The following is an 18,068-nucleotide window of genomic DNA, read 5'->3' as shown; positions in this document are numbered from 1 at the left end:
CCTGGGCGACGGCGCCGCGTGGATCAGTCCTTGGGCAGGTCAGTCCTTGGGCTGGTCAGTACTTGCGCACGATCGGGGCCGGGGCGACCGGGGCCGGGGGCGTGTCCCAGCGGTACTTCAGGCCCACCGAGACGATGTCCGCGCTCGAATCGGTGTTGGCGAGGTAGGCGAGCGGCGCGACGTAGAGCGGCTCGCCCGGCACAAGCGCGACGCGGTTGCGTCCGGCCGCGAACAGGTGCGAGTAGGCGATGTCGAACTGGATCTTCTCGCTGTAGCGGTAGCTCGCGCCGACCGAGCCCCAGTAGCGGTCGCCGTCGGGCAGGCGGGTCGAGCGGTTGGCGTCGACGATCGGCGAGACCTCGTAGGCGAAGCCCGCCCGCAGCGTCCATTGCGGGGAGACGTCGTACTCGCCGCCGATCGAGTAGTAGAACCCGTCCCGGTAGTTGAGCGGCAGCGCCGTGACCGGGCGCCCGAGCGCCCGCGCGATGATCGCCGGGGAGCCGATCCTCGACCAGTTGTCCCACTCGAAGCCGAGATTGACGCGGAAGACCGGCGAGAGGGCCTGGGTGAGGCCCACCGACAGCTTCTCGGGGGTGTTCAGGTTGGCGCGCACCTGCCCGATGCCGAAGGCCGAGCCCTCGATCTCGTGGTGGATCGAGGAGCGGTAGCCGACGCCGAACGTGGTGGTGGCGGTGGGCTGGATCAGCACGCCGGCCGTGAAGCCGACGCCCCAATCGTCGCCCTTCAGGAAGCCGCTCGGGGCGGTGGGCGTGATGGCGATGGCTTGGCGCAGCGTCAGCTTGAAGTATTCCAGCGTCGGGCCGGCCGCCACCGACAGCCAGTCCGTCACCCTGATGCCGACCACCGGGTTGAAGTTCAGCGAGAAGATCTTCGAGGATCGGCTGTAGGTCTGGCCGGCCCAGACCTGGTTCGGCTTGGTGATCAGGCCGAACGGCGCCGCGCCGGCCAGGCCGATGAACACGCGCTCGCTGAGCTGGTAGCTGGTGTAGGTCGCCGGCAGAACGGCGGCCTGGCCGATATCGCCCGACGGGCCGAGCAGGGTGAGCGGCGCGAACGTGCCGGGCTGCGTGCGGAACTCCGCCGAGGGCACCACCAGGGTGGCGTTGAAGTCGGAGTTCCAGCCGGGTTTCATGGTGACGGCGGCCGGGTTCCAGAACATCGAGGACAGGCCGCCCGACCCGGCGGCGGCGCCCGCGAAGGACAGTCCCTGCGCCTGTGCGCTCTGCTCGCGCAGACCGAACGCACCGGCCTGCGCCTCGCCCGCCGCGATGCTGCAGGCGATGCCTGCCAGCAGGGCTGCCCTGATCCTCGCCATCGTCACGCTTCCGTTCCCTTGAGACCCTGCCGCCGCGCTCCGGTTCTTATCGATGCGGCGGCTTGGCCATACTGTGCCGCATCGAGCCCCCGCCCTGCAAACCGCCCGGCTCGCCGCGAGAACCCATCGGAATCTTCCGTCTATTACCTCTCCATTTGATGAATGTTAATGCACGGAGCGACCACCCGGCTCTGGTCTGGGCCTGCCGGTTTCGGCAACTTTCGAAAATCCGGTTTGCTCGCGCGGGCGTTTGCCTGAATTTTCCGCATTCGTGACGAAATTGACACGTTCGGGCAGGCCGGATCGTCCGGCCAGGCGCTTGCCGGGACGGGACCGGATGCCCAATGTCCCCCACGCGCCGCACCATCCGGCCGGCGCGGATCCGGGGCGCGACGGGGCTCCGGCAAGGGCGAGAGCGGGAGACAGGCGATGAAGCTGGTGCGCTGGGGCGAGAGCGGCGACGAGAAGCCCGGGATCGTCGATGCGGGCGGCATGATCCGCGACCTGTCGGGGGTGATCCGCGACATCGCCGGACCCACCCTCGGGCGCGAGACCCTGGCCAACCTGCACCGCATCGATCCGGAAAGCCTGCCCGCGGTGGCGGCCGGCACCCGGCTCGGGCCGTGCGTCGGCCACGTGCGCAACTTCATCGCCATCGGCCTGAACTACGCCGACCACGCCGCCGAGACCGGCGCGCCGATCCCGGCCGAGCCGATCCTCTTCAACAAGGCCCCCTCCTGCATCGTCGGGCCGAACGACGACGTCATCATCCCCAAGGGGTCGGCCAAGACCGACTGGGAGGTCGAACTCGCCATCGCCATCGGCAAGCGCGCCTCCTACGTCCACGCCAACGAGGCGATGGACTATGTGGCGGGCTTCTGCGTCTGCAACGACGTCTCGGAGCGGGAATTCCAGCTGGAGCGCGGCGGCACCTGGACCAAGGGCAAGGGCTGCCCGACCTTCGGGCCGCTGGGTCCCTGGCTCGTCACCCCCGACGAGATCCCGGACGTGCAGAACCTCGCGATGTGGCTCGACGTGAACGGCGAGCGGGTCCAGTCCGGCTCGACGAAGACGATGATCTTCGACTGCCGCCAGATCGTCTCCTACCTGTCGCACTTCATGATGCTGGAGCCCGGCGACGTCATCACCACCGGGACGCCCCCGGGCGTCGGCCTGGGCATGAAGCCCCCGCGCTACCTGAAGGCGGGCGACGTGGTGAGCCTCGGCATCGAGGGCCTGGGCGAGCAGCGCCAGACCATGGTCGCCTTCGACGACTGGACCGCCAAGGTCGCGGCGGGCGAGCCGACGAACTGAGGCGCGGCGCGGGGAGCGATGTCCTCCCCGCCCGGGTCCGGGAGGCCCGTGCCGCGCCTCCCGGTGCTGGTTTCGGCCCCCGGCCGGAGCGTCGATCCGATCCCGGCGCGGGCCGCGACTAGTCCTTGAGGTCGTCCGGCACCTTGCCGCCGTTCTCCTCCAGCTTCTTGATCACCTGCTTGTGCAGCCAGACGTTCATCGTGGCGGAGTCGTTCGTGTCGCCGGTATAGTGCAGCTCGGCGGCCAGCTCCTTGCGGGCGCTGAGGCTGCTGTCGAGGTGCAGGAGCTTCATCAAGTCCACGATGGAGGTGCGCCAGTTGAGGGGCTGGCCGGCCTTCGCGGCGAGGTCGGTGAGCACCGCCTCGACATCCACCTTGCCGTCCACCTTGGGCACCTCGGCGGATGCTCCGCCGGGCGCCGCACCGCCGGCGGGTGCGGCCGCGGAGCCGGCGGGCGTCGCCGCCTGGGCCTCGCCGCCGCCGAAGGGGTGCAGGATCTTGCTGACGATCGTGCCGAGCAGGCTCATTGCGGTCTCTCCTCTGGGTCAAGGCCCGGGCTGTCCGTTCGCCGCGCGCCCGGTGCCACGATCAACGAACGGCCCCGCTCCCCGTTCCTGCGGCGGCGGGCTGCGATGACGCGGGCGGGGCTTTGGCCTACACAGCCGGCGCCCGGGATCGGTCCCGGGCGGATGAGCCGGAGCCGCAGGCGCGCATGACAGGGGATCCGCTTCGCAGGGCGCTCGACGACGTCTGGTACTGCGTCGGCGAGAGCCGCCGCTTCCGGCCGGGCCGCCTCGCGGCCGTGCGCCTCGGCGAGGAGGCGATCGTGGTCGGGCGCGAGGCCTCGGGCGCCCTGTTCGCGCTGCGCGACCGCTGCCCGCACCGGGGCATGGCGCTCTCGGCGGGGCGCCTTCAGGATGGCAATCTCGTCTGTCCCTTCCACGGCTGGCAATTCCGGCCCGACGGGCAATGCGCGGCGATCCCCGCGCTCGCCCGGCGGGACGACGCCAGCTTCGCCACCGTGCGCCTGCCCCGCTTCGCGGTGGCCGAGCGCTCCGGCCTCGTCTGGATCGCGGCCGGGCCGGAGCCGGCCGCCGCGCCGCCGATCCCGGAGGTCGATTTCGCCTATTGCGGCATGCTGGTGGAGATTCTGGAGGTCGAGGCCTCCTTCGACCTCGTGGCGCTGAGCTTCGTCGATCCCGCGCACGTCGCCTACGTGCACGATTCGTGGTGGTGGCGCCCGTCCAAGACCCTGAAGGAGAAGGTGAAGCACTTCGCCCCCTCGCCGTTCGGCTTCACCATGACGAGCCACACGGCCAAGTCCGCGTCCTTCGCCTACCGGCTGCTCGGCGCGGTGCCGGAGGTCGAGATCGAGTTCCGCCTGCCCGGCGTGCGCCTGGAGCGGATCACCGCCGGCGCCAAGCGCATCGCCAACTCGACCTTCGCCACGCCGCTCGAGGGCGGCCGCACGGCGCTCATCAACGCCATGTACTGGAACATCCCGGCCCTCAACGCGCTCAAGCCCCTCGCCCGCCCGTTCATGCGCCAGTTCCTGGGGCAGGACCGGGCCGTGCTCGAAACCGCCCAGAAGGGGCTCGACCGCAAGCCCGCCATGGTGCTGATCGGCGAGAGCGACGTGCAGTCGCAATGGTACTTCGCCCTCAAGCGCGAGTTCCTGCGCGCGCGGGAGGCCGGCGCGGCCTTCGTCAACCCGCTCGAACCGCGCGAGCTGCGCTGGCGCAGCTGAGGCTGCGGTCTGACTCATCCGCGTCCGGGGGTTGAAACCGGGTGCAATCTCTGGGAAGCCCTCTTCCCCGCCGGTTGCCGCTGCGTCCGGCCTCGCCGGGTGGCCACGGAGCACGGAATGGCGGAGGATCTGTTTCGGATCGTCTACAAGAGCACCGCCGCCCATCCGGCGGAGGTGATGCTCGGGAAGGGCCACGTCGCGGCGATTCTCGACACGGCGCGGCGGCGCAACGCCCGCGCCGGCATCACCGGCGTCCTCGTCTATACCGGCATCGGCTTCCTCCAGGTGCTCGAAGGACCGCGGCGCGAGGTTCAGGAGGTGTTCGAGTCCATCCTGGTCGACCGGCGTCACCACACCCTCTCGGTGATCGAGATGTCGTTCGCGGAGGCGCGGCAGTTTCCCGGCTGGGCGATGAGCTGCCTCGGCGCCTCGCCGGACCTCGACCGGGCCCTGAACTCCGCCGGCCAGTCGGCTGGCCTCGCGGGTGAGCCGGCAAGCCTCGTCGAGCTCCTGCGCCGGACCCTGATGATTCTCGTCGACAGCCCGATCAGCCTGCCCCTCACGCCCTCCCGCGCAGGCCTCTGATCCAGCAGCCCGGCCCTTCGCCGGCCCGTCATCCGCAAGGCCGCCGATCCGGACCGGCCGCCGGCTCATCGGTGAGCGCTTCTCGCCCATTCCGGGCCTCATAGCCTAGCGTCATGGTCGAATTCTGCCCCGATCTGAAGCAAAAACCGTCAATACGAGCACCCGGATTGGCAGATTTGGTCCAATAATCACGCGGTCTGTCGCGCAGAGAGGGTCCGCGTTGTCGCCGATGTCACGGCGTTTTACCTCCAGGTGCATCGCATCGCGCATCTCGATTGATCGCTCGTCTAGACAGGAGGGGCGAAAACAGTCAAGTAACGCCTAACGACGGATGGGAGGAGGTGATGCCGGAGCGTCTGCTGAGACTTGTCTACAGGAGCGCCGTGGCGCATCAGCCGGACGTGCTGCGGCTGCGGGGCGACGTAAGGGCGATCCTGGGCGCCGCGCGGCGGCGCAACGCGCGCATGGGCGTGACCGGCCTCCTGCTGCACACCGGGACGGTCTTCCTGCAGGTGCTGGAGGGACCGCAGCGGGCCGTGCAGGAGATCTTCGGGATCGTCATGGCCGACCCGCGCCACCACACGATCGCGGTGATCGAGATGACCTTTCCGGAGAGGCGACGCTTTCCGGACTGGGCGATGGGCTATCTCGGTGCGGCCCCGGATCCGCAGGAGCCCGGCCTCTCGCCAAGCCTCTCGCTCGGCCTCTCGGGCGAGACCGCACGCCTCGACGATCTTCCGGCCGACCTGCTGCAGCGCACGATCCTGTCCTTCGTCGGCCGCCTCGCCTTGGCGGGGCCTGGGATGTCCCGGGCAATCCTCGGTTGAGACGCCCGGCCGCCTCCGCCGGGCGATCGCGAGACCGCGTCCCGGCCGGCGGCCTCACAGCATCGGCGCGAGCAGAAAGGCGAGACCAATGCCGAGACCGAAGCTCGCCACGATCAGGAGTGTCTCGCGGTGGCGCATCAGCGCACCGTCACGGCAGGCACCAAATTGACCCGCGCCAGCCGCGCCACGCCGGGACCCGGCTTCGCCTCGACCGCGGCGAGGCAGGCGCCTTCCGGAGCGCGCGGCACACAGGCGCGCGCCGCGCCGGGCGAGGCCGGCTCGGCGCCCAGCGTGTAGAGCGCCACGTCGCGCGCTTCGGGCGCGTAGGGAACGGACGGCAGCCGATCGGTGAAGCGCTTGCCGGTGACACGCTCGGGCGCCGCCGGGCGCTCCGGTCCGGCCTGACCGACGCCCACGAGAACGTAGGAGGCCAGGGCGGCGCTCGCGACGATGAGTGTGGCGGTCCGGATCATGGTTGCGCTCCCCTCGCGGCCGTTCGGCCGTCATCGCCGCCTCCTCTACGGCCCGGCCGTTGCGGGCCGATTGCGTCGCCCCGCCCGCTCGATTGCGTCGCGCGGGCGACGACGAAACATGCGCGGCAGGAACGAATCCGTCAGCGTGACCGTTCAGGTTGGTCAGGGAGCGGGAGGCGATCCCGCCTCGAACGAGGACGACCATGACGCAACTGATCCGCGCCGCGTGCCTCGCTGCCGCGCTGGCGCCTCTCCTCACGCTGGCGGCCCCGGCCGCGCAGGCCGGCCCCCTCCGCGCGCCCTACGACGTCGACGCCACCGCCTCCGTGGGCGGCCGCGCCCCGTGGTCGCGACCGTGGGAATACGATTCCGGCAGCGACAACGACCGCCGCCCCGAACTGCCCTACTACCAGCAGGGCCGCGGCCAGCAGACCGGCGGGCCGGCCCGCAACCTCCTGCCCTACGACGGCCTGACCCTCGTCCCCCGCTAGGCATCATGCGCCGAAGTGGTCGCCCCGGTTCGGCGGCGGACATGATGCAAGAGGACGTGCATCATGCGCCGATGGGGGCGCCGGTTCGGCGGCGGTCAGGGCAGCGCGCGGCGGTGCGAGGCGCGCTCGCCCGCCTCCAGCGCGCATTTGCCCGCATGGGCGGTACGGTTGACGACCTGAAGGTTGGGCAGGCCCCAGTAGCCGAGCAGCACCGGCCAGGGCGCCGTCCGGTGCTCGCGCCAGACCCGGTAGAGCGGGACGCGGTGGTCGACCTCCGCGGTGCGCAGGAGGCGCTTGCCGGTCTCGGCGCAGCGGTGCCGCTGGCGCGCCTTCAGGATCCTCACGTGGTCGCTCGCCGCGTTCCACAGCTTCCAGGCCGCGACGCAGGCCGCGTGCCAGCCCGCATTGCGGTTCGGGGCGCCGGCTCCCCACAGGTCCACGTGCCAGCCGAAGCGGTAGACGGGCTGGCCGCAGACGCAGCAATGGCCCTTGCCGCGGGCGAAGGCGCGTTCGCGGAACGGCGCCGGCGGCACGCGAAAGCCCATGCCCAGCCCCTCCTCCGCGGCTCCGAGGCGCCATGTCCAGCCCTCGGGGGTTCCGCTGCGCGCCGCGAGGCCGCGGGCGAGCCGGTCGGCGCGCAGCACGTGCACCCGCCAGTAGCTCTCGACGGCCAAGCGGGGCGTCGGCGGCAGCAGCGGCTGAGCCAGCGCGTGCCGCAGCACCAGGGGCGGAAAGATGTCGGGCAGCGCCCGGTCGAGCCGGGCGCGTGCCGCCACGTTGCGGGCCTCGCGCCACGCCGAGGCCTTCGACACCGGGCGAGCGTCCGCCTCCATCCAACCCCTCCCGTACCGCGTCTCCCGCGAGGCCGTAAGCCATCGCACGGCGGTGATGAAGAGGGGGTGTGCGGGGCGGGCCGGCCCGCCCCGCGATCAGGCCTCAGTAGCGGTAGTCGCGCCGGCCGTAGCCGCGATCCTCGTCGCGGAACCGCTGCTCGCGGTAATAGCCGCGGCGCTCGATGTCGCGGTCGCGCCGCATCTCCTGGCGCCGGTACTCCTGGCGCCGGAAGTCCCGCTCCCGCTCGCCGCGCGAGCGCAGGTCGATGCTCGGTCCGCCGCGGCCGAGATCGATCACTTGAGCCGAGGCCGGCACCGCCATCGCGATGGTTGCGATCAGGATCGTGCCCGTCAGCAGCTTCTTCATGAACTTGTCCCTCCAGATGTTCGGGAGGCAACGATGAGCCGGGGGAAGTGTTCCCCCTCTCCGCCACGGTGTCGCAGGCGCGAGGGAGACTGTGCGGTCTTCCTCTTCGGCAGGATGCGGGATGATCTGGGCGCGTGCGGCGATGACCTCGCAGGTCGTCGACCGGCGGCGCGGGCATGCCCATCCTGGCCGGGCCTGGGCCGATCCAGGCGTCGCACCCGGAGGCCGCCATGGCGGATGCCGCAATGATCGCCGCACGCTACCTTGCCAGCTGGAACGAGACCGATCCGGCGCGCCGCCGCGCGCTGCTGGCCGATCTCTGGACCGAGACCGGCACCTATGCCGATCCGCTGATGCGCGGCACCGGCCCGGAGGAGATCGACCGGCTGATCGCCGCGGTGCAGGATCGCTTCCCCGGGCACCGCTTCGTGCTCGCGGGCCGGCCCGACGGCTTCGGCGCGCCTGCGGAGAGCGTCGTGCGCTTCTCCTGGGCGCTCGGTCCGGAGGGAGGCGCCAGCCTCGTCGAGGGGACGGATGTCGCCCTCGTCGAGGGCGGGCGCCTGAGCCGGGTGGTCGGCTTCCTCGACAAGACTCCGGCCGGCCCCTGACCCTGCCGGATGCGGGCGGCGCGACCCGCATCCGCGGATCGACCTCTCGCACCCGGTGGCGCATGACCGCACGGACAGCACAGCCCCCCGCCGCCCAAACCCTCGGCGACGAGCTTCGGACGTGGCGCCGGCGGCGGCGGATGAGTCAGCTCGACCTCGCGCTCGATGCCGGCGTCTCGCAGCGGCATCTGAGCTGCGTGGAGAGCGGGCGCGCGAGCGCGAGCCGCGCGATGGTGCTGCGCCTCGCCGAATGCCTCGACGTCCCCTTGCGCGAGCGCAACGTGCTGTTGCTGGCCGCGGGCTACGCTCCGGTCTTCCCGCAGCGCCCGCTCGACGACCCGGCCCTGGGCCCGGCCCGGCGCGCGGTCGATCTGGTGCTGCGGGGCCACGAGCCCTACCCGGCGCTCGCCGTCGACCGCCACTGGCGGATGGTGGCGGCGAACGGCGCGGTGGCGCCGCTGCTCGCCGGGATCGAGGAGCCCGCCCTCCTCGCCCCGCCCGTGAACGTGCTGCGCCTGAGCCTGCACCCGCGCGGCCTCGCGCCGCGCATCGCCAACCTCGCGGAGTGGCGCGCCCATCTTCTCGACCGGCTGCACCGCCAGATCGCCGCCACGGGCGATCCGGTGCTCGCCGAGCTGATGCGCGACCTCGCCGCCTATCCGGGGCCGGCGCGCCCGGCGGGCGGCCCGGATGGCGGGGGCCTCGTGGTGCCCCTTGAGCTCGAGACCGAGGCCGGGCGCCTGTCCTTCGTCTCGACCACCACGGTCTTCGGCACGCCGATGGACGTCACCCTGTCCGAACTCGCCCTCGAATCGTTCTTCCCGGCCGATGCCCGCACGGCCGAGGCGCTCCACCGCCTCGCCGGCACGGATCCTTGAACCCCGGATCCATGACCCGGCAGGTCATCGCATGCAGCGGCGCAGGGCGGCAGGATCTCCCGGACAGCCACGGGAGACACCGGACATGACGAGCTATGCGGTCGCGCATCTGCGCACGGTCACGATGGGGCCGGAGATCGCCGCCTATCTGCAGCGGATCGACGCGACGCTCGCCCCCTTCGGCGGCCGCTTCCTCATCCATGGCGGCGAGGCGGAGGTGCTCGAAGGGGCCTGGCCCGGGCACCTCATCGTCATCGCCTTCCCGGACCGCGCGCAGGCCCGTGCGTGGTACGATTCGCCGGGCTACCGGGCGATCCTGCCCCTGCGCACCCGCAACGCGGACGGCGCGGCCTTCCTGATCGACGGGGTGCCGGAGGGCTACCGCGCCGCCGACAAGGTGCCCGCCTGACGCGAGGCCCCCTGCCTGATCCGCTCGGTCCCTTCGGGACGGCGCATCAGGCGCCGCCGATCGGCTCCGTGACCTTGCCGGTGCCGGCGCAATCGGGGCACGGGCCGGATTCGATCCGGCCGGAGCCGTTGCAATGGCGGCAGAGGTTCTCTCCGGTGCCCGTGGTGCCGGGCGGGGCGGCGTCGCCGGGCTTGGCGCGGTCGGTGTCCGTCATGGGGCGCTCCTCCTGACGGGACATCCGCGGGAGGGCGCGCCGGTTCCGCTCAGCCGGACAGGCCCAGCAGCGTGACGGCGCCGAAGACCAGCACCGACAGGACGGCGGCGCCCAGCAGGATCAGGGCGCCGCGGGATTCGCGGAGATCGTCGTTCATGCAATCCGGCCCCGACGGCGCGACCGGACCATTCAAGCACGGGCGGGCCGCGGAGGCGACCCGGCCCGTCAGCCGCGCGACGGCTTGGCCGGGGCGGCGGCCGCGGCAACGCCGGGCGTGGCCGGTTGCGGCGTGAAGGCGCTCGCCGCCACGTGCAGGCCGATGGCCGGCGCGAAGACGAGCGCGAGGAGCAGGATGAGGGCGACGGCGACGCTCTGGTCGCGGCGGACGAGGCCCGCCCGGGCGCGCACGGAAGACAGGGTCATGGCTCACCTCGTTCGACCAGCCGCCACAGGCCGGTCGCGGGCGAGCCCCGATCACACGATCAGGCGCGGCACACGCGGCGAGCGCAGGGCGGCGTGGTCCTTCGACTACTGTCGCTGGACATTGGGTTCGTGGTTCCGGTGGAGCCGCACGGCCGGCCGAAGCAGGTCGCGCGAACACGATCGAGATGCGCCCGATGGTGTCGCACGTCAAGCGAGGCAGACCGCGTCGCGGCATTTTTCGGTGCGTTGCGGCGGGCCGGAGACAGTCCGCCGCACCACCGGCCGGTCCAATGCGCGAGGGGCCGGCGGGGTTCCCTCAGGGGTCCGGCTGCTGCGCGGCGAGGCGCTGCGCCACCAAGCCCTGCAGCACCCGCAGGTGGCGGTCGCGCAGGCCCAGCGCCTCGCAGGCCCGCGCGGTGTTGAGGAGGTAGAGCGCGTTCGGCCCGATATGGCCGCAGGCCGCCGCGATCCTGTGGGCTGCCTCCACCTCGCTGAGGCGCCCGGCATAGCGCCCGCCGGTGCGGTCCGCCACGAAGGCGAGCGCCGTCACTGGCCCCTCCGGCGTCAGGGCGGTGAGCCAGCGCCCGGCATAGCCCCGGCCGCGCATCTCGCGCTGCCAGACCGGCCGCAGCGCGGCCCGCGGGTCGGATCCCTCCAGACGGTAGACGAGACCCCGGCAGCGTCCGCCCCGGTCGAGCGCCAGCATCAGCCCGGGATTGGCCCGCGTGCCGCGGAAGCGCCATTGCCAGAGGCAGAACCGGCGGTGCCAGCCCTGCACCGTCGCGGGCCGCCGCTCGGCGAAGGGGAAGTCCGGACGCCACATCAGGGCGCCGTAGGCGAACAGCCACAGGCCGTAGCCCCGATGGGGCTCGTCTTGTCCCTGACGGGGTCTGGCGGCGAGGATCGCGTCGAGCCGCGCGTCGATCTCGGCCTCGGGCAGGAGCGGCATCGCCGCCTCCTCGTCCGCGGCGCAGGCCGGGTGGGCGCGGGCGATGGCCGCTTCCGTGAGGACGGGCAAGGGGCGGCGGGACAGGGCGTGGCTCCCGGTTGCGGACGAGGCTGGTGCCCCGTCGAGGGGCACGTCACTCCAGCCGAGGCCGCGGCGGCGCGCAACCCGTCCGCGCTGGCGCCCCGTCATGGTCTCTGATACGCCACGGCCCCCGCCCACGCGATCCCGTCCCCGTGCCGCCAGCCCGCCCAGTCGCCGCCGACGCGCCGCGGCGCGCCTCCGCTTCGGCCGCCGAGCGGTCGCTGAGGCTCGTCGTGATCGCGGCCCTGTGCCTGCCGCTCCTCGTCTTCGCCACCGCGGCCTGGCTGTCCTACCGCAGCCACTGGCGCGAGGCCGAGGGCCGTCTGGCGCGCACCCTCGACATGGTGCGCGAGCACGCGATCAAGGTGTTCGAGACCGCCGACCTCGTGGCGCGGCAGGTCGACCAGTCCCTGGGCGAGGCCTCCGACGAGGCGATCCGGGCGCGGGAGCCGGCGCTCCACCGGGCCTTCGCGGAGCTCGCCGCGGGCCTGCCGCAGATCAGCAACATCTGGGTCCTCGGCACGGACGGCCGGCCGCTGGTCGCCTCCTCGGGCCTGCCCGCCCCGCACGACCTCGACCTCTCCGCCCGGGCGTTCTTCCGCGTCCACCGGGACGGGGCGTGGCCGGCCGGCCGCGACTATGTCGGCGAATGGCGGCCGGGCGAGGCGGCCGGCGCCGCGTTCCAGGTGAGCGTGGCCCGGCGCGGCCCGGGCTTCCGCGGGGTGATCGCGATGGCGGTCGATCCCGCCTACTTCCAGGCCTTCTACGAGCAGGTGCGCGCGGGCGGGCTCGACACCGTGGCGCTGCTGCGCGGGGATGGCGCGATCCTCGCCCGCGCGCCGGACAGCGAACCGGCGGTCCGGCGCGTGCCGGCCGGGAGCGGGTTCCTCACCACGCTGGCGGCGGCCGAGGAGCGGGGCTTCTATCTCACGCGCTCTGCCGTGGACGGGCGCGACCGCTTCTACGCCTATCGCCGGCTGCCCGACCTGCCGGTCTACGTCACCGCCGGCATCGACCGCGCGAGCGTGCTGGCGGAGTGGCGCGAGACCCTGGCGAGCCACCTCGTCTTCGGCCTGCCGGCGACCGCGGGGCTCGTCGCCCTCACGCTGGTGGCGCTGCGGCGCACCCGCCGGGAGGGCGAGGCGCTGGCGCAGCTGCGCGCCGAGATCCTGCGCCGGGAGGCGAGCGAGGAGCAGTTGCGGCAGGCCCAGAAGATGGACGCGGTCGGCCGCCTGACCGGCGGGCTCGCGCACGACTTCAACAACCTGCTCACCATCGTGCTGGGCTCCCTCGAACTGCTGCAGCGGCGCCTGACGCAGGGCGACGCGCGCCAGCACCGGCTGCTCGACAACGCGATCGGCGGCGCGCAGCGGGCCGCCGCCCTGACCCAGCGCCTGCTGGCCTTCGCCCGGCGCCAGCCCCTGGACCCCAAGCCCCTCGACGCCAACGCCCTCGTCTCCGGCATGGCCGAGCTGCTGCGCCAGACCCTCGGCGAGGCGGTGCGGCTGGAGACCGTGCTGGCGGGCGGGCTGTGGCGGACCTTCGCGGACCCCAACCAGCTCGAAAGCGCGCTCCTCAACCTCGCGGTGAACGCCCGCGACGCGCTGCCGGAGAGCGGCGGCCGGCTCACCATCGAGACCGCCAACGCCCATCTCGACGAGGCCTACGCGGCGGCCCGCGCCGAGGTCGCGGCGGGCCAGTACGTGCTGGTGGCGGTGACGGACAACGGCGCCGGGATGACGCCCGAGGTGGCGGCGCGGGCCTTCGAGCCCTTCTTCACCACGAAGGAGCCGGGGCGCGGCACGGGGCTCGGCCTCAGCCAGGTCTACGGCTTCGTGCGCCAGTCGGGCGGGCACGTGGCGGTCTATTCCGAGCCCGGCCAGGGCACGACGGTCAAGCTCTACCTGCCGCGCCATGCCGGCCCGCCGGAGGGCGCGGCCGACGCGCCCCCGACCGACCTGGCGCCGGCCGCCGGCCCCGCCACCGTGCTGGTGGTGGAGGACGAGGCGGCGGTGCGCGCCTTCACGGTGGAGGCGCTGCGGGACCTCGGCTACCGGGTGCTCGACGCGGACGGGGCGGCGACCGCCCTCAACCTGCTCGCGCTCCACCCCGAGATCGATCTCCTGCTCACCGACGTGGTGATGCCCGACGTCAACGGGCGCCGGCTCGCCGACGCGGCCCTGCTGCGCCGCCCGGATCTCCCGGTGCTGTTCATGACCGGCTACACGCGCAACGCCATCGTGCACAACGGCATGCTCGATCCGGGCACGCACCTCCTCACCAAGCCCTTCACGGTGGCGCAGCTCGCCGCGGCGCTGCGCGCGCGGCTGGGCGGGCGCGGCCGCGCCTGAGCCCGTGCGGGGCCGCACCGCGGGCCCCCGCGCGCCGCCCCATCCTGGCGCCCGTCATCACAGGGGGCGGGGACGATGCGGCTGATCTCGGGACTTCTGGCGCGCTGGCTCCTGCGCCGCGCCGACCGCGACCTCGTGGCCGCGGGCGCCCTGCGCGAGGCGGCGGACGCGCATCAGCGCCGCGCCGAGCGGCGCATGGCGCGGGCCGCGCGCCTGCTCGCCGGGCGCTCCGGCCCGGCGCCCCGTCCGGCCCCGCGCGGCGGGATGGCCCTGGGCGCGCTCGCCGCCCTGCGGGGCTGGCGGACGGCCTGACCCCGCGCCGCCGGCCCGGCCTCAGCGGTGCACCGGCCCCTCCGAGGTCGCGGTGCCGAGGATGCACAGCGAGATGCCGACCATCCCCACGAGCGTCCCGAGCGGGGTGTGGTGCGTGTAGGACCAGTAGTAGCCCGCCGCACCGACGACCGCCCCGAGGAGCGTGAGCAGCGCGCCCTTGGCGGAGACGGGCGGCTTGACGTCGGGTCGGGCCGAGGGCGTCGCGTCCATGTCGTGGCCTCCAGGTCGTCGCGTTGGGTTCACCTGGGCTGTCAACGGCCGCGGGCGCCCGCGGGTCCCGGGCTTGCGCCGCCGCGCCCCGGCATGCTCGGACGGGGGGCACCCCGGCACGACGAAGGCCCCCCATGACCGAGATCGACACCGCCGCGTTCCTGCGCGACCTGCACGACCTGCGCGCCATCGGCCGCTTCCGCACCGGCGTGCACCGCCCGACCTACTCGCCCGCCGACATGGAGGCGCGCCGCTGGCTGATGGACCGCCTCGCCGCCTGCGGGCTGGAGCCGTCGATCGACGGCGTCGGCACCGTGCTCGGCCGGCATCCCGGCCCCGGGCCGCACCTGCTGGTGGGCAGCCACATCGAGAGCCAGAACGAGGCGGGCTGGCTCGACGGGGCGCTCGGCGTCGTGGCCGGGGTGGCGCTCGCGCGCGCCGGGCTGCCGGTGGACGTCTGCGCCTTCGCGGACGAGGAGGGGCACTTCGACGCCGGCTTCCTCGGCAGCCGCTCGGCCCTGGGCGAGGTGAGCGAGGCGGAGATCGACGCCAGCCGCAACCGCACGGACGGGACGCCCCTGCGCGAGGCGCTGGCCCGCGCGGGCCTCGCCGGCCTGCCGCGCTGGCGCCTCGACCCCGCGCGCTACCGCGGCTTCCTGGAGATGCACATCGAGCAGGGCACGCAGCTCGAACGCGCCGGCCGGCCGCTCGGCGTCGTCACCGGCATCGTGGCGATCTGGCAGTACCGGATCGAGATCGAGGGCCGGCAGGACCATGCGGGCGGCACCAGCATGGCCGAGCGGCGGGATGCCGGCCTCACCGCCGTGCGCCTGCTCGCCGCGCTCGACGCGGCCATGCCGCTGGCCTGCGGCGAGCGCAGCACCTGGACCACCGGGCGCATCCGGCTCGATCCCGGCGCGCCGAGCATCATCCCGGGGCGGGCCGAGGTGCTGTTCCAGATCCGCGACGTGGCGGTGCCGGTGCTGGAGCGGATGGAGGAGACCCTGCGCGCGCTGCTGCGCGAGAGCAACCGGCGCGAGCGCTGCCCGGCCACGCTGGTCACGGTCTCGCGGGCGGTGCCGGCCCTGTGCGATCCGGGCCTGATGCGCGCCCTGTCGGAGGCGGCCGAGGCGGTCTGCCCCGGCGGCTGGCAGACCCTGCCCTCGGGCGCGGGCCACGACGCGCAGAACCTCGCCCGGGTGATGCCGGCCGCGATGCTGTTCGTGCCCTCGATCGGCGGCATCAGCCACCACTGGGCGGAGGACACCGCCGAGGCGGACCTCGTGCTCGGCCTGCGCACCCTCGGCGAGGCCGCCCGGCGGATCCTGGCGGCCGGCTGAGGGCCGCGCGGCCCTCAGCCGGCGGCGAGGCGGCGGGCGACGCGGATCTGGCGCTCGGCGATGGCGCGCACATGCGCGATCGCCCCGAGCTGCAGCCGCAGCAGCGCCTCGGGGTCGCGCTCCGCGTCGCGGCGCAGGCAGGCGTAGAAGACGCCCTCCCCCGGCTCGGTGGCGGCGAACTGGCTGACCACGAAGGGAAACAGCCCGAGCCGGCTCGCCCCCTCGATCAGGTCGAGGAAGGCGAGCGGCGTGAACACCCAGCACGGGCAGGCCACGAAGGCGCCGGAGGCCGCGGCCTCCCGGGCCTGCGCGTGGGCGAGGGCGAGCGCCTCCGGCCCGTGCAGGCGCGGCAGGCCGGCGGGGGAGAGGTCCTCGGTCCAGATCCGGCCGGTCTCCACCGCCGCCGCACCGGCGACGTGGCCGAAGAGCTGGCGCGGGCTCGGCCGGTCGTAGGCGAGGAGGTCGGCCTCCACCGCCTCGCCGAGCGTGCTCGGCGGGCGGGCGAGGTCGGCGGTGAAGCGGCCGTCCGGCACCGCGAGGTTGAGCACGCCGCCCGGCCGCAGCACCGCGCACACCGCCCGGAACCAGCCGAGCAGGTTCGGCACCCGGTGGATCGCCTCCGCGGCGATGGCGAAGTCGTAGTGGTCGTGCCGCCCGCACAACGCCGCGAGCGAGCCCGCGCCGGTCCAGGCGATGTCGAGCGGCACGGCGCCGGGGGCGGCCGCGGCCGGGTCGCGCGGATCGTCCACGTAGTGCACGGCGTGGTGGCGCGAGAGCCGCGTGGGCGCGGCCCGCGCCTCGAATTCGAGACCCTCGGCGACCGGCACCGGCACGTCGTGCGTCAGCCGGGCCAGCCGCCGGTCCTGTCCGCGCCGGGCGAGGAACTCGTCCAGCGCACGCGGGTCGCTCATGCGGGCCACCACTCCCTGCAGGGCGCGGCGCAGGCGCCGCCTCACGGCAGCCGGGGCAGGAGGTCGAGGGACGGCCAGCCGCCCTGCGCGCCGAGCCGCAGCGCGAACAGCCCGTCGAGGCGGCGCCGCTCGGCCTCGACCAGCGGACCCCCCAGCACCACCGGCAGGCAGCGGCCGGGCGCGTCGGGCGGGATCAGGTCCGGATGCGCCAGGGCGTGGTCGGCCCCGTCCGTGAACCAGCCCCGGGTGCCGAGGTCGCAGTAGCTCTCGGCCGGCAGGCCCTCGGCCAGCAGCAGGTCGTGGCCGTCCAGCTCCACGTGCCAGTAGGTCAGCGTGCGCACCGGCAGCCGCTCGATCGAGGTGCCGTTGATCAGGCACATGATCGGCACCAGCACGCGGCGGCCGCCCTGCTCGACCAGGACCGGGTGACCGGGCGACAGCAGCAGGTCGCGGGCGGGCCGGCCGTCCCCGAAGGCTCCCGCGCTGACGCGCACCGGCCAGAGGTCGACGTGCAGGCCGGGCCGGGCCGGCCGGTCGGTGCAGTGCACGGTGCGCCGGCCGATCCAGGTGATGGGCCGCAGGGCGCCCGAGGCGGTGACGGCGCGGTCGCCGACGCGCAGCGCCTCGACGGGCACCTCGCCGCGGGCGGTGCGGATCAGGGTGCCGGTGCCGAAGCAGATGGCCGGCCCGGTGGCGCCGGTGGCGCCCGTCTCGCCGGTCGCCCCCGTCGCCCCGGTGGCCCCCGTCGGCCCGGTGGCGCCCGTCGCGCCGGCGGGTCCGGTGGCGCCGGTCGCCCCCGTCGCTCCTGCCGGTCCGGTGGCGCCCGTGGCGCCCGTGGCGCCCACCGCTCCGGTCGCGCCAGTGGCGCCCAGCCCCGTGGTGCCGGTCGCGCCGGCAGGCCCGGTCGCGCCCGTGGCGCCCACCGCTCCGGTGGCGCCGGTGGCGCCCAGCCCCGTGGCGCCGGTCGCGCCGGCCGGTCCGGTCGCGCCCGTGGCGCCGATCGCACCTGTGGCGCCGGTGGCGCCCAGGCCCGTGGCGCCGGTCGCGCCCGTGGCCCCCACCGCTCCCGAGGCGCCCGTGGCACCCACTGGGCCTGTCGCGCCCGTGGCGCCGGCCGGTCCGGTCGCACCCGTGGCCCCTTCCGGACCTGTGGCGCCCGTCGCGCCGGTGGCTCCCACTGCGCCGGTGGCACCCGTCGCGCCCAGCCCCGTGGCGCCGGTCGCGCCGATCGCGCCTGTCGCGCCCGTGGCGCCGATCGCACCTGTGGCGCCGGTGGCGCCCAGCCCCGTGGCGCCGGTCGCGCCGGCCGGCCCGGTCGCGCCCGTGGCGCCGATCGCGCCTGTCGCGCCGGTGGCACCCACGGTGCCGGTCGCGCCCGTGGCCCCCACC

The 18,068-nt window shown here is 74.2% G+C and carries 22 protein-coding genes; 11 read left to right on the top strand and 11 right to left on the bottom strand.

Annotation, left to right across the window (positions count from 1 at the left end):
- Positions 1-55: 55 nt before the first annotated feature.
- Positions 56-1,336, bottom strand: coding sequence for an OmpP1/FadL family transporter (locus tag MFF61_RS24435; RefSeq protein WP_238240181.1), 1,281 nt, complete (start codon positions 1,334-1,336; stop codon positions 56-58).
- Between the two features lie 429 nt (positions 1,337-1,765).
- Here MFF61_RS24435 and MFF61_RS24430 point away from each other — a divergent pair, with 429 nt between their 5' ends.
- Complete coding sequence (locus MFF61_RS24430; RefSeq protein WP_238240180.1) at positions 1,766-2,650, top strand: fumarylacetoacetate hydrolase family protein; 885 nt, start codon at positions 1,766-1,768, stop codon at positions 2,648-2,650.
- A 118-nt stretch (positions 2,651-2,768) separates the two neighbouring features.
- Here MFF61_RS24430 and MFF61_RS24425 read toward each other — a convergent pair whose 3' ends face one another.
- Entirely contained in the window at positions 2,769-3,176 is a 408-nt protein-coding gene (locus MFF61_RS24425; RefSeq protein WP_238240179.1) for a DUF3597 domain-containing protein, read from the bottom strand.
- Positions 3,177-3,361: 185 nt separating this feature from the next.
- Between MFF61_RS24425 and MFF61_RS24420 the strand changes: the two genes are divergently transcribed.
- From MFF61_RS24420 to MFF61_RS24410, 3 genes are all read left to right on the top strand, one after another.
- Positions 3,362-4,396, top strand: a complete 1,035-nt coding sequence (locus tag MFF61_RS24420; protein WP_238240178.1) for a Rieske 2Fe-2S domain-containing protein — start codon at positions 3,362-3,364, stop codon at positions 4,394-4,396.
- 117 nt (positions 4,397-4,513) lie between these two features.
- Positions 4,514-4,981: a BLUF domain-containing protein gene (locus MFF61_RS24415; protein ID WP_238240177.1), complete on the top strand. Its 468-nt coding sequence runs from the start codon at positions 4,514-4,516 to the stop codon at positions 4,979-4,981.
- Between the two features lie 344 nt (positions 4,982-5,325).
- Entirely contained in the window at positions 5,326-5,808 is a 483-nt protein-coding gene (locus MFF61_RS24410) for a BLUF domain-containing protein (protein ID WP_238240176.1), read from the top strand.
- A 137-nt stretch (positions 5,809-5,945) separates the two neighbouring features.
- On the opposite strand, the gene MFF61_RS24405 is transcribed toward MFF61_RS24410, so the two are convergent.
- The gene (locus MFF61_RS24405; protein ID WP_238240175.1) at positions 5,946-6,281 is read right to left on the bottom strand and encodes a hypothetical protein; all 336 of its coding nucleotides are present in this window, start codon (positions 6,279-6,281) and stop codon (positions 5,946-5,948) included.
- A gap of 203 nt (positions 6,282-6,484) precedes the next feature.
- On the opposite strand from MFF61_RS24405, the gene MFF61_RS24400 reads away from it, so the two are divergent.
- The gene (locus MFF61_RS24400; protein ID WP_238240168.1) at positions 6,485-6,772 is read left to right on the top strand and encodes a hypothetical protein; all 288 of its coding nucleotides are present in this window, start codon (positions 6,485-6,487) and stop codon (positions 6,770-6,772) included.
- 95 nt (positions 6,773-6,867) lie between these two features.
- On the opposite strand, the gene MFF61_RS24395 is transcribed toward MFF61_RS24400, so the two are convergent.
- Positions 6,868-7,605, bottom strand: coding sequence for a hypothetical protein (locus MFF61_RS24395; protein WP_238240165.1), 738 nt, complete (start codon positions 7,603-7,605; stop codon positions 6,868-6,870).
- A gap of 103 nt (positions 7,606-7,708) precedes the next feature.
- On the bottom strand, positions 7,709-7,972 hold the full coding sequence (locus MFF61_RS24390; protein ID WP_238240164.1) for a hypothetical protein: 264 nt from the start codon (positions 7,970-7,972) through the stop codon (positions 7,709-7,711).
- A gap of 230 nt (positions 7,973-8,202) precedes the next feature.
- On the opposite strand from MFF61_RS24390, the gene MFF61_RS24385 reads away from it, so the two are divergent.
- The 3 genes from MFF61_RS24385 to MFF61_RS24375 all read left to right on the top strand — a co-directional run bounded on the left by MFF61_RS24385 (position 8,203) and on the right by MFF61_RS24375 (position 9,867).
- Positions 8,203-8,580 (top strand): nuclear transport factor 2 family protein, encoded by a 378-nt coding sequence (locus MFF61_RS24385; RefSeq protein ID WP_238240163.1) that lies wholly within the window; start codon positions 8,203-8,205, stop codon positions 8,578-8,580.
- A gap of 62 nt (positions 8,581-8,642) precedes the next feature.
- Complete coding sequence (locus tag MFF61_RS24380; RefSeq protein ID WP_238240162.1) at positions 8,643-9,458, top strand: helix-turn-helix domain-containing protein; 816 nt, start codon at positions 8,643-8,645, stop codon at positions 9,456-9,458.
- A gap of 85 nt (positions 9,459-9,543) precedes the next feature.
- Complete coding sequence (locus MFF61_RS24375; protein WP_238240159.1) at positions 9,544-9,867, top strand: DUF1330 domain-containing protein; 324 nt, start codon at positions 9,544-9,546, stop codon at positions 9,865-9,867.
- A 46-nt stretch (positions 9,868-9,913) separates the two neighbouring features.
- Here MFF61_RS24375 and MFF61_RS24370 read toward each other — a convergent pair whose 3' ends face one another.
- From MFF61_RS24370 to MFF61_RS24360, 3 genes are all read right to left on the bottom strand, one after another.
- Positions 9,914-10,081 (bottom strand): hypothetical protein, encoded by a 168-nt coding sequence (locus MFF61_RS24370; protein WP_238240154.1) that lies wholly within the window; start codon positions 10,079-10,081, stop codon positions 9,914-9,916.
- Between the two features lie 225 nt (positions 10,082-10,306).
- Positions 10,307-10,504 carry a hypothetical protein gene (locus MFF61_RS24365; RefSeq protein ID WP_238240153.1) on the bottom strand — a complete coding sequence of 66 codons (198 nt, stop codon included), beginning with the start codon at positions 10,502-10,504 and terminating at the stop codon, positions 10,307-10,309.
- Between the two features lie 316 nt (positions 10,505-10,820).
- On the bottom strand, positions 10,821-11,642 hold the full coding sequence (locus tag MFF61_RS24360; protein ID WP_373324792.1) for a gamma-glutamylcyclotransferase: 822 nt from the start codon (positions 11,640-11,642) through the stop codon (positions 10,821-10,823).
- Positions 11,643-11,686: 44 nt separating this feature from the next.
- On the opposite strand from MFF61_RS24360, the gene MFF61_RS24355 reads away from it, so the two are divergent.
- Both MFF61_RS24355 and MFF61_RS24350 read left to right on the top strand, forming a co-directional pair.
- Positions 11,687-13,885, top strand: coding sequence for a hybrid sensor histidine kinase/response regulator (locus MFF61_RS24355; protein WP_238240152.1), 2,199 nt, complete (start codon positions 11,687-11,689; stop codon positions 13,883-13,885).
- 75 nt (positions 13,886-13,960) lie between these two features.
- Positions 13,961-14,197 carry a hypothetical protein gene (locus MFF61_RS24350; RefSeq protein ID WP_238240151.1) on the top strand — a complete coding sequence of 79 codons (237 nt, stop codon included), beginning with the start codon at positions 13,961-13,963 and terminating at the stop codon, positions 14,195-14,197.
- Positions 14,198-14,218: 21 nt separating this feature from the next.
- On the opposite strand, the gene MFF61_RS24345 is transcribed toward MFF61_RS24350, so the two are convergent.
- Positions 14,219-14,428, bottom strand: a complete 210-nt coding sequence (locus tag MFF61_RS24345) for a hypothetical protein (RefSeq protein ID WP_238240150.1) — start codon at positions 14,426-14,428, stop codon at positions 14,219-14,221.
- A 134-nt stretch (positions 14,429-14,562) separates the two neighbouring features.
- Between MFF61_RS24345 and MFF61_RS24340 the strand changes: the two genes are divergently transcribed.
- A complete protein-coding gene (locus MFF61_RS24340; RefSeq protein ID WP_238240149.1) occupies positions 14,563-15,768 on the top strand; it encodes a Zn-dependent hydrolase in 1,206 nt (401 codons plus the stop codon).
- A 14-nt stretch (positions 15,769-15,782) separates the two neighbouring features.
- Here MFF61_RS24340 and MFF61_RS24335 read toward each other — a convergent pair whose 3' ends face one another.
- Positions 15,783-16,679 (bottom strand): methyltransferase domain-containing protein, encoded by an 897-nt coding sequence (locus MFF61_RS24335; RefSeq protein WP_238240148.1) that lies wholly within the window; start codon positions 16,677-16,679, stop codon positions 15,783-15,785.
- A 41-nt stretch (positions 16,680-16,720) separates the two neighbouring features.
- Positions 16,721-18,068, bottom strand: a 1,348-nt coding sequence (locus tag MFF61_RS24330) for a Hint domain-containing protein (RefSeq protein ID WP_238240147.1), incomplete at its 5' end; no start/stop codon positions are given.

It is taken from the genome of Methylobacterium isbiliense (genome assembly GCF_022179325.1).
Classification (GTDB): domain Bacteria; phylum Pseudomonadota; class Alphaproteobacteria; order Rhizobiales; family Beijerinckiaceae; genus Methylobacterium; species Methylobacterium isbiliense.
Note: the sequence above shows the minus strand (reverse complement) of the source record. Positions and strands in the feature narration are given on the sequence as shown.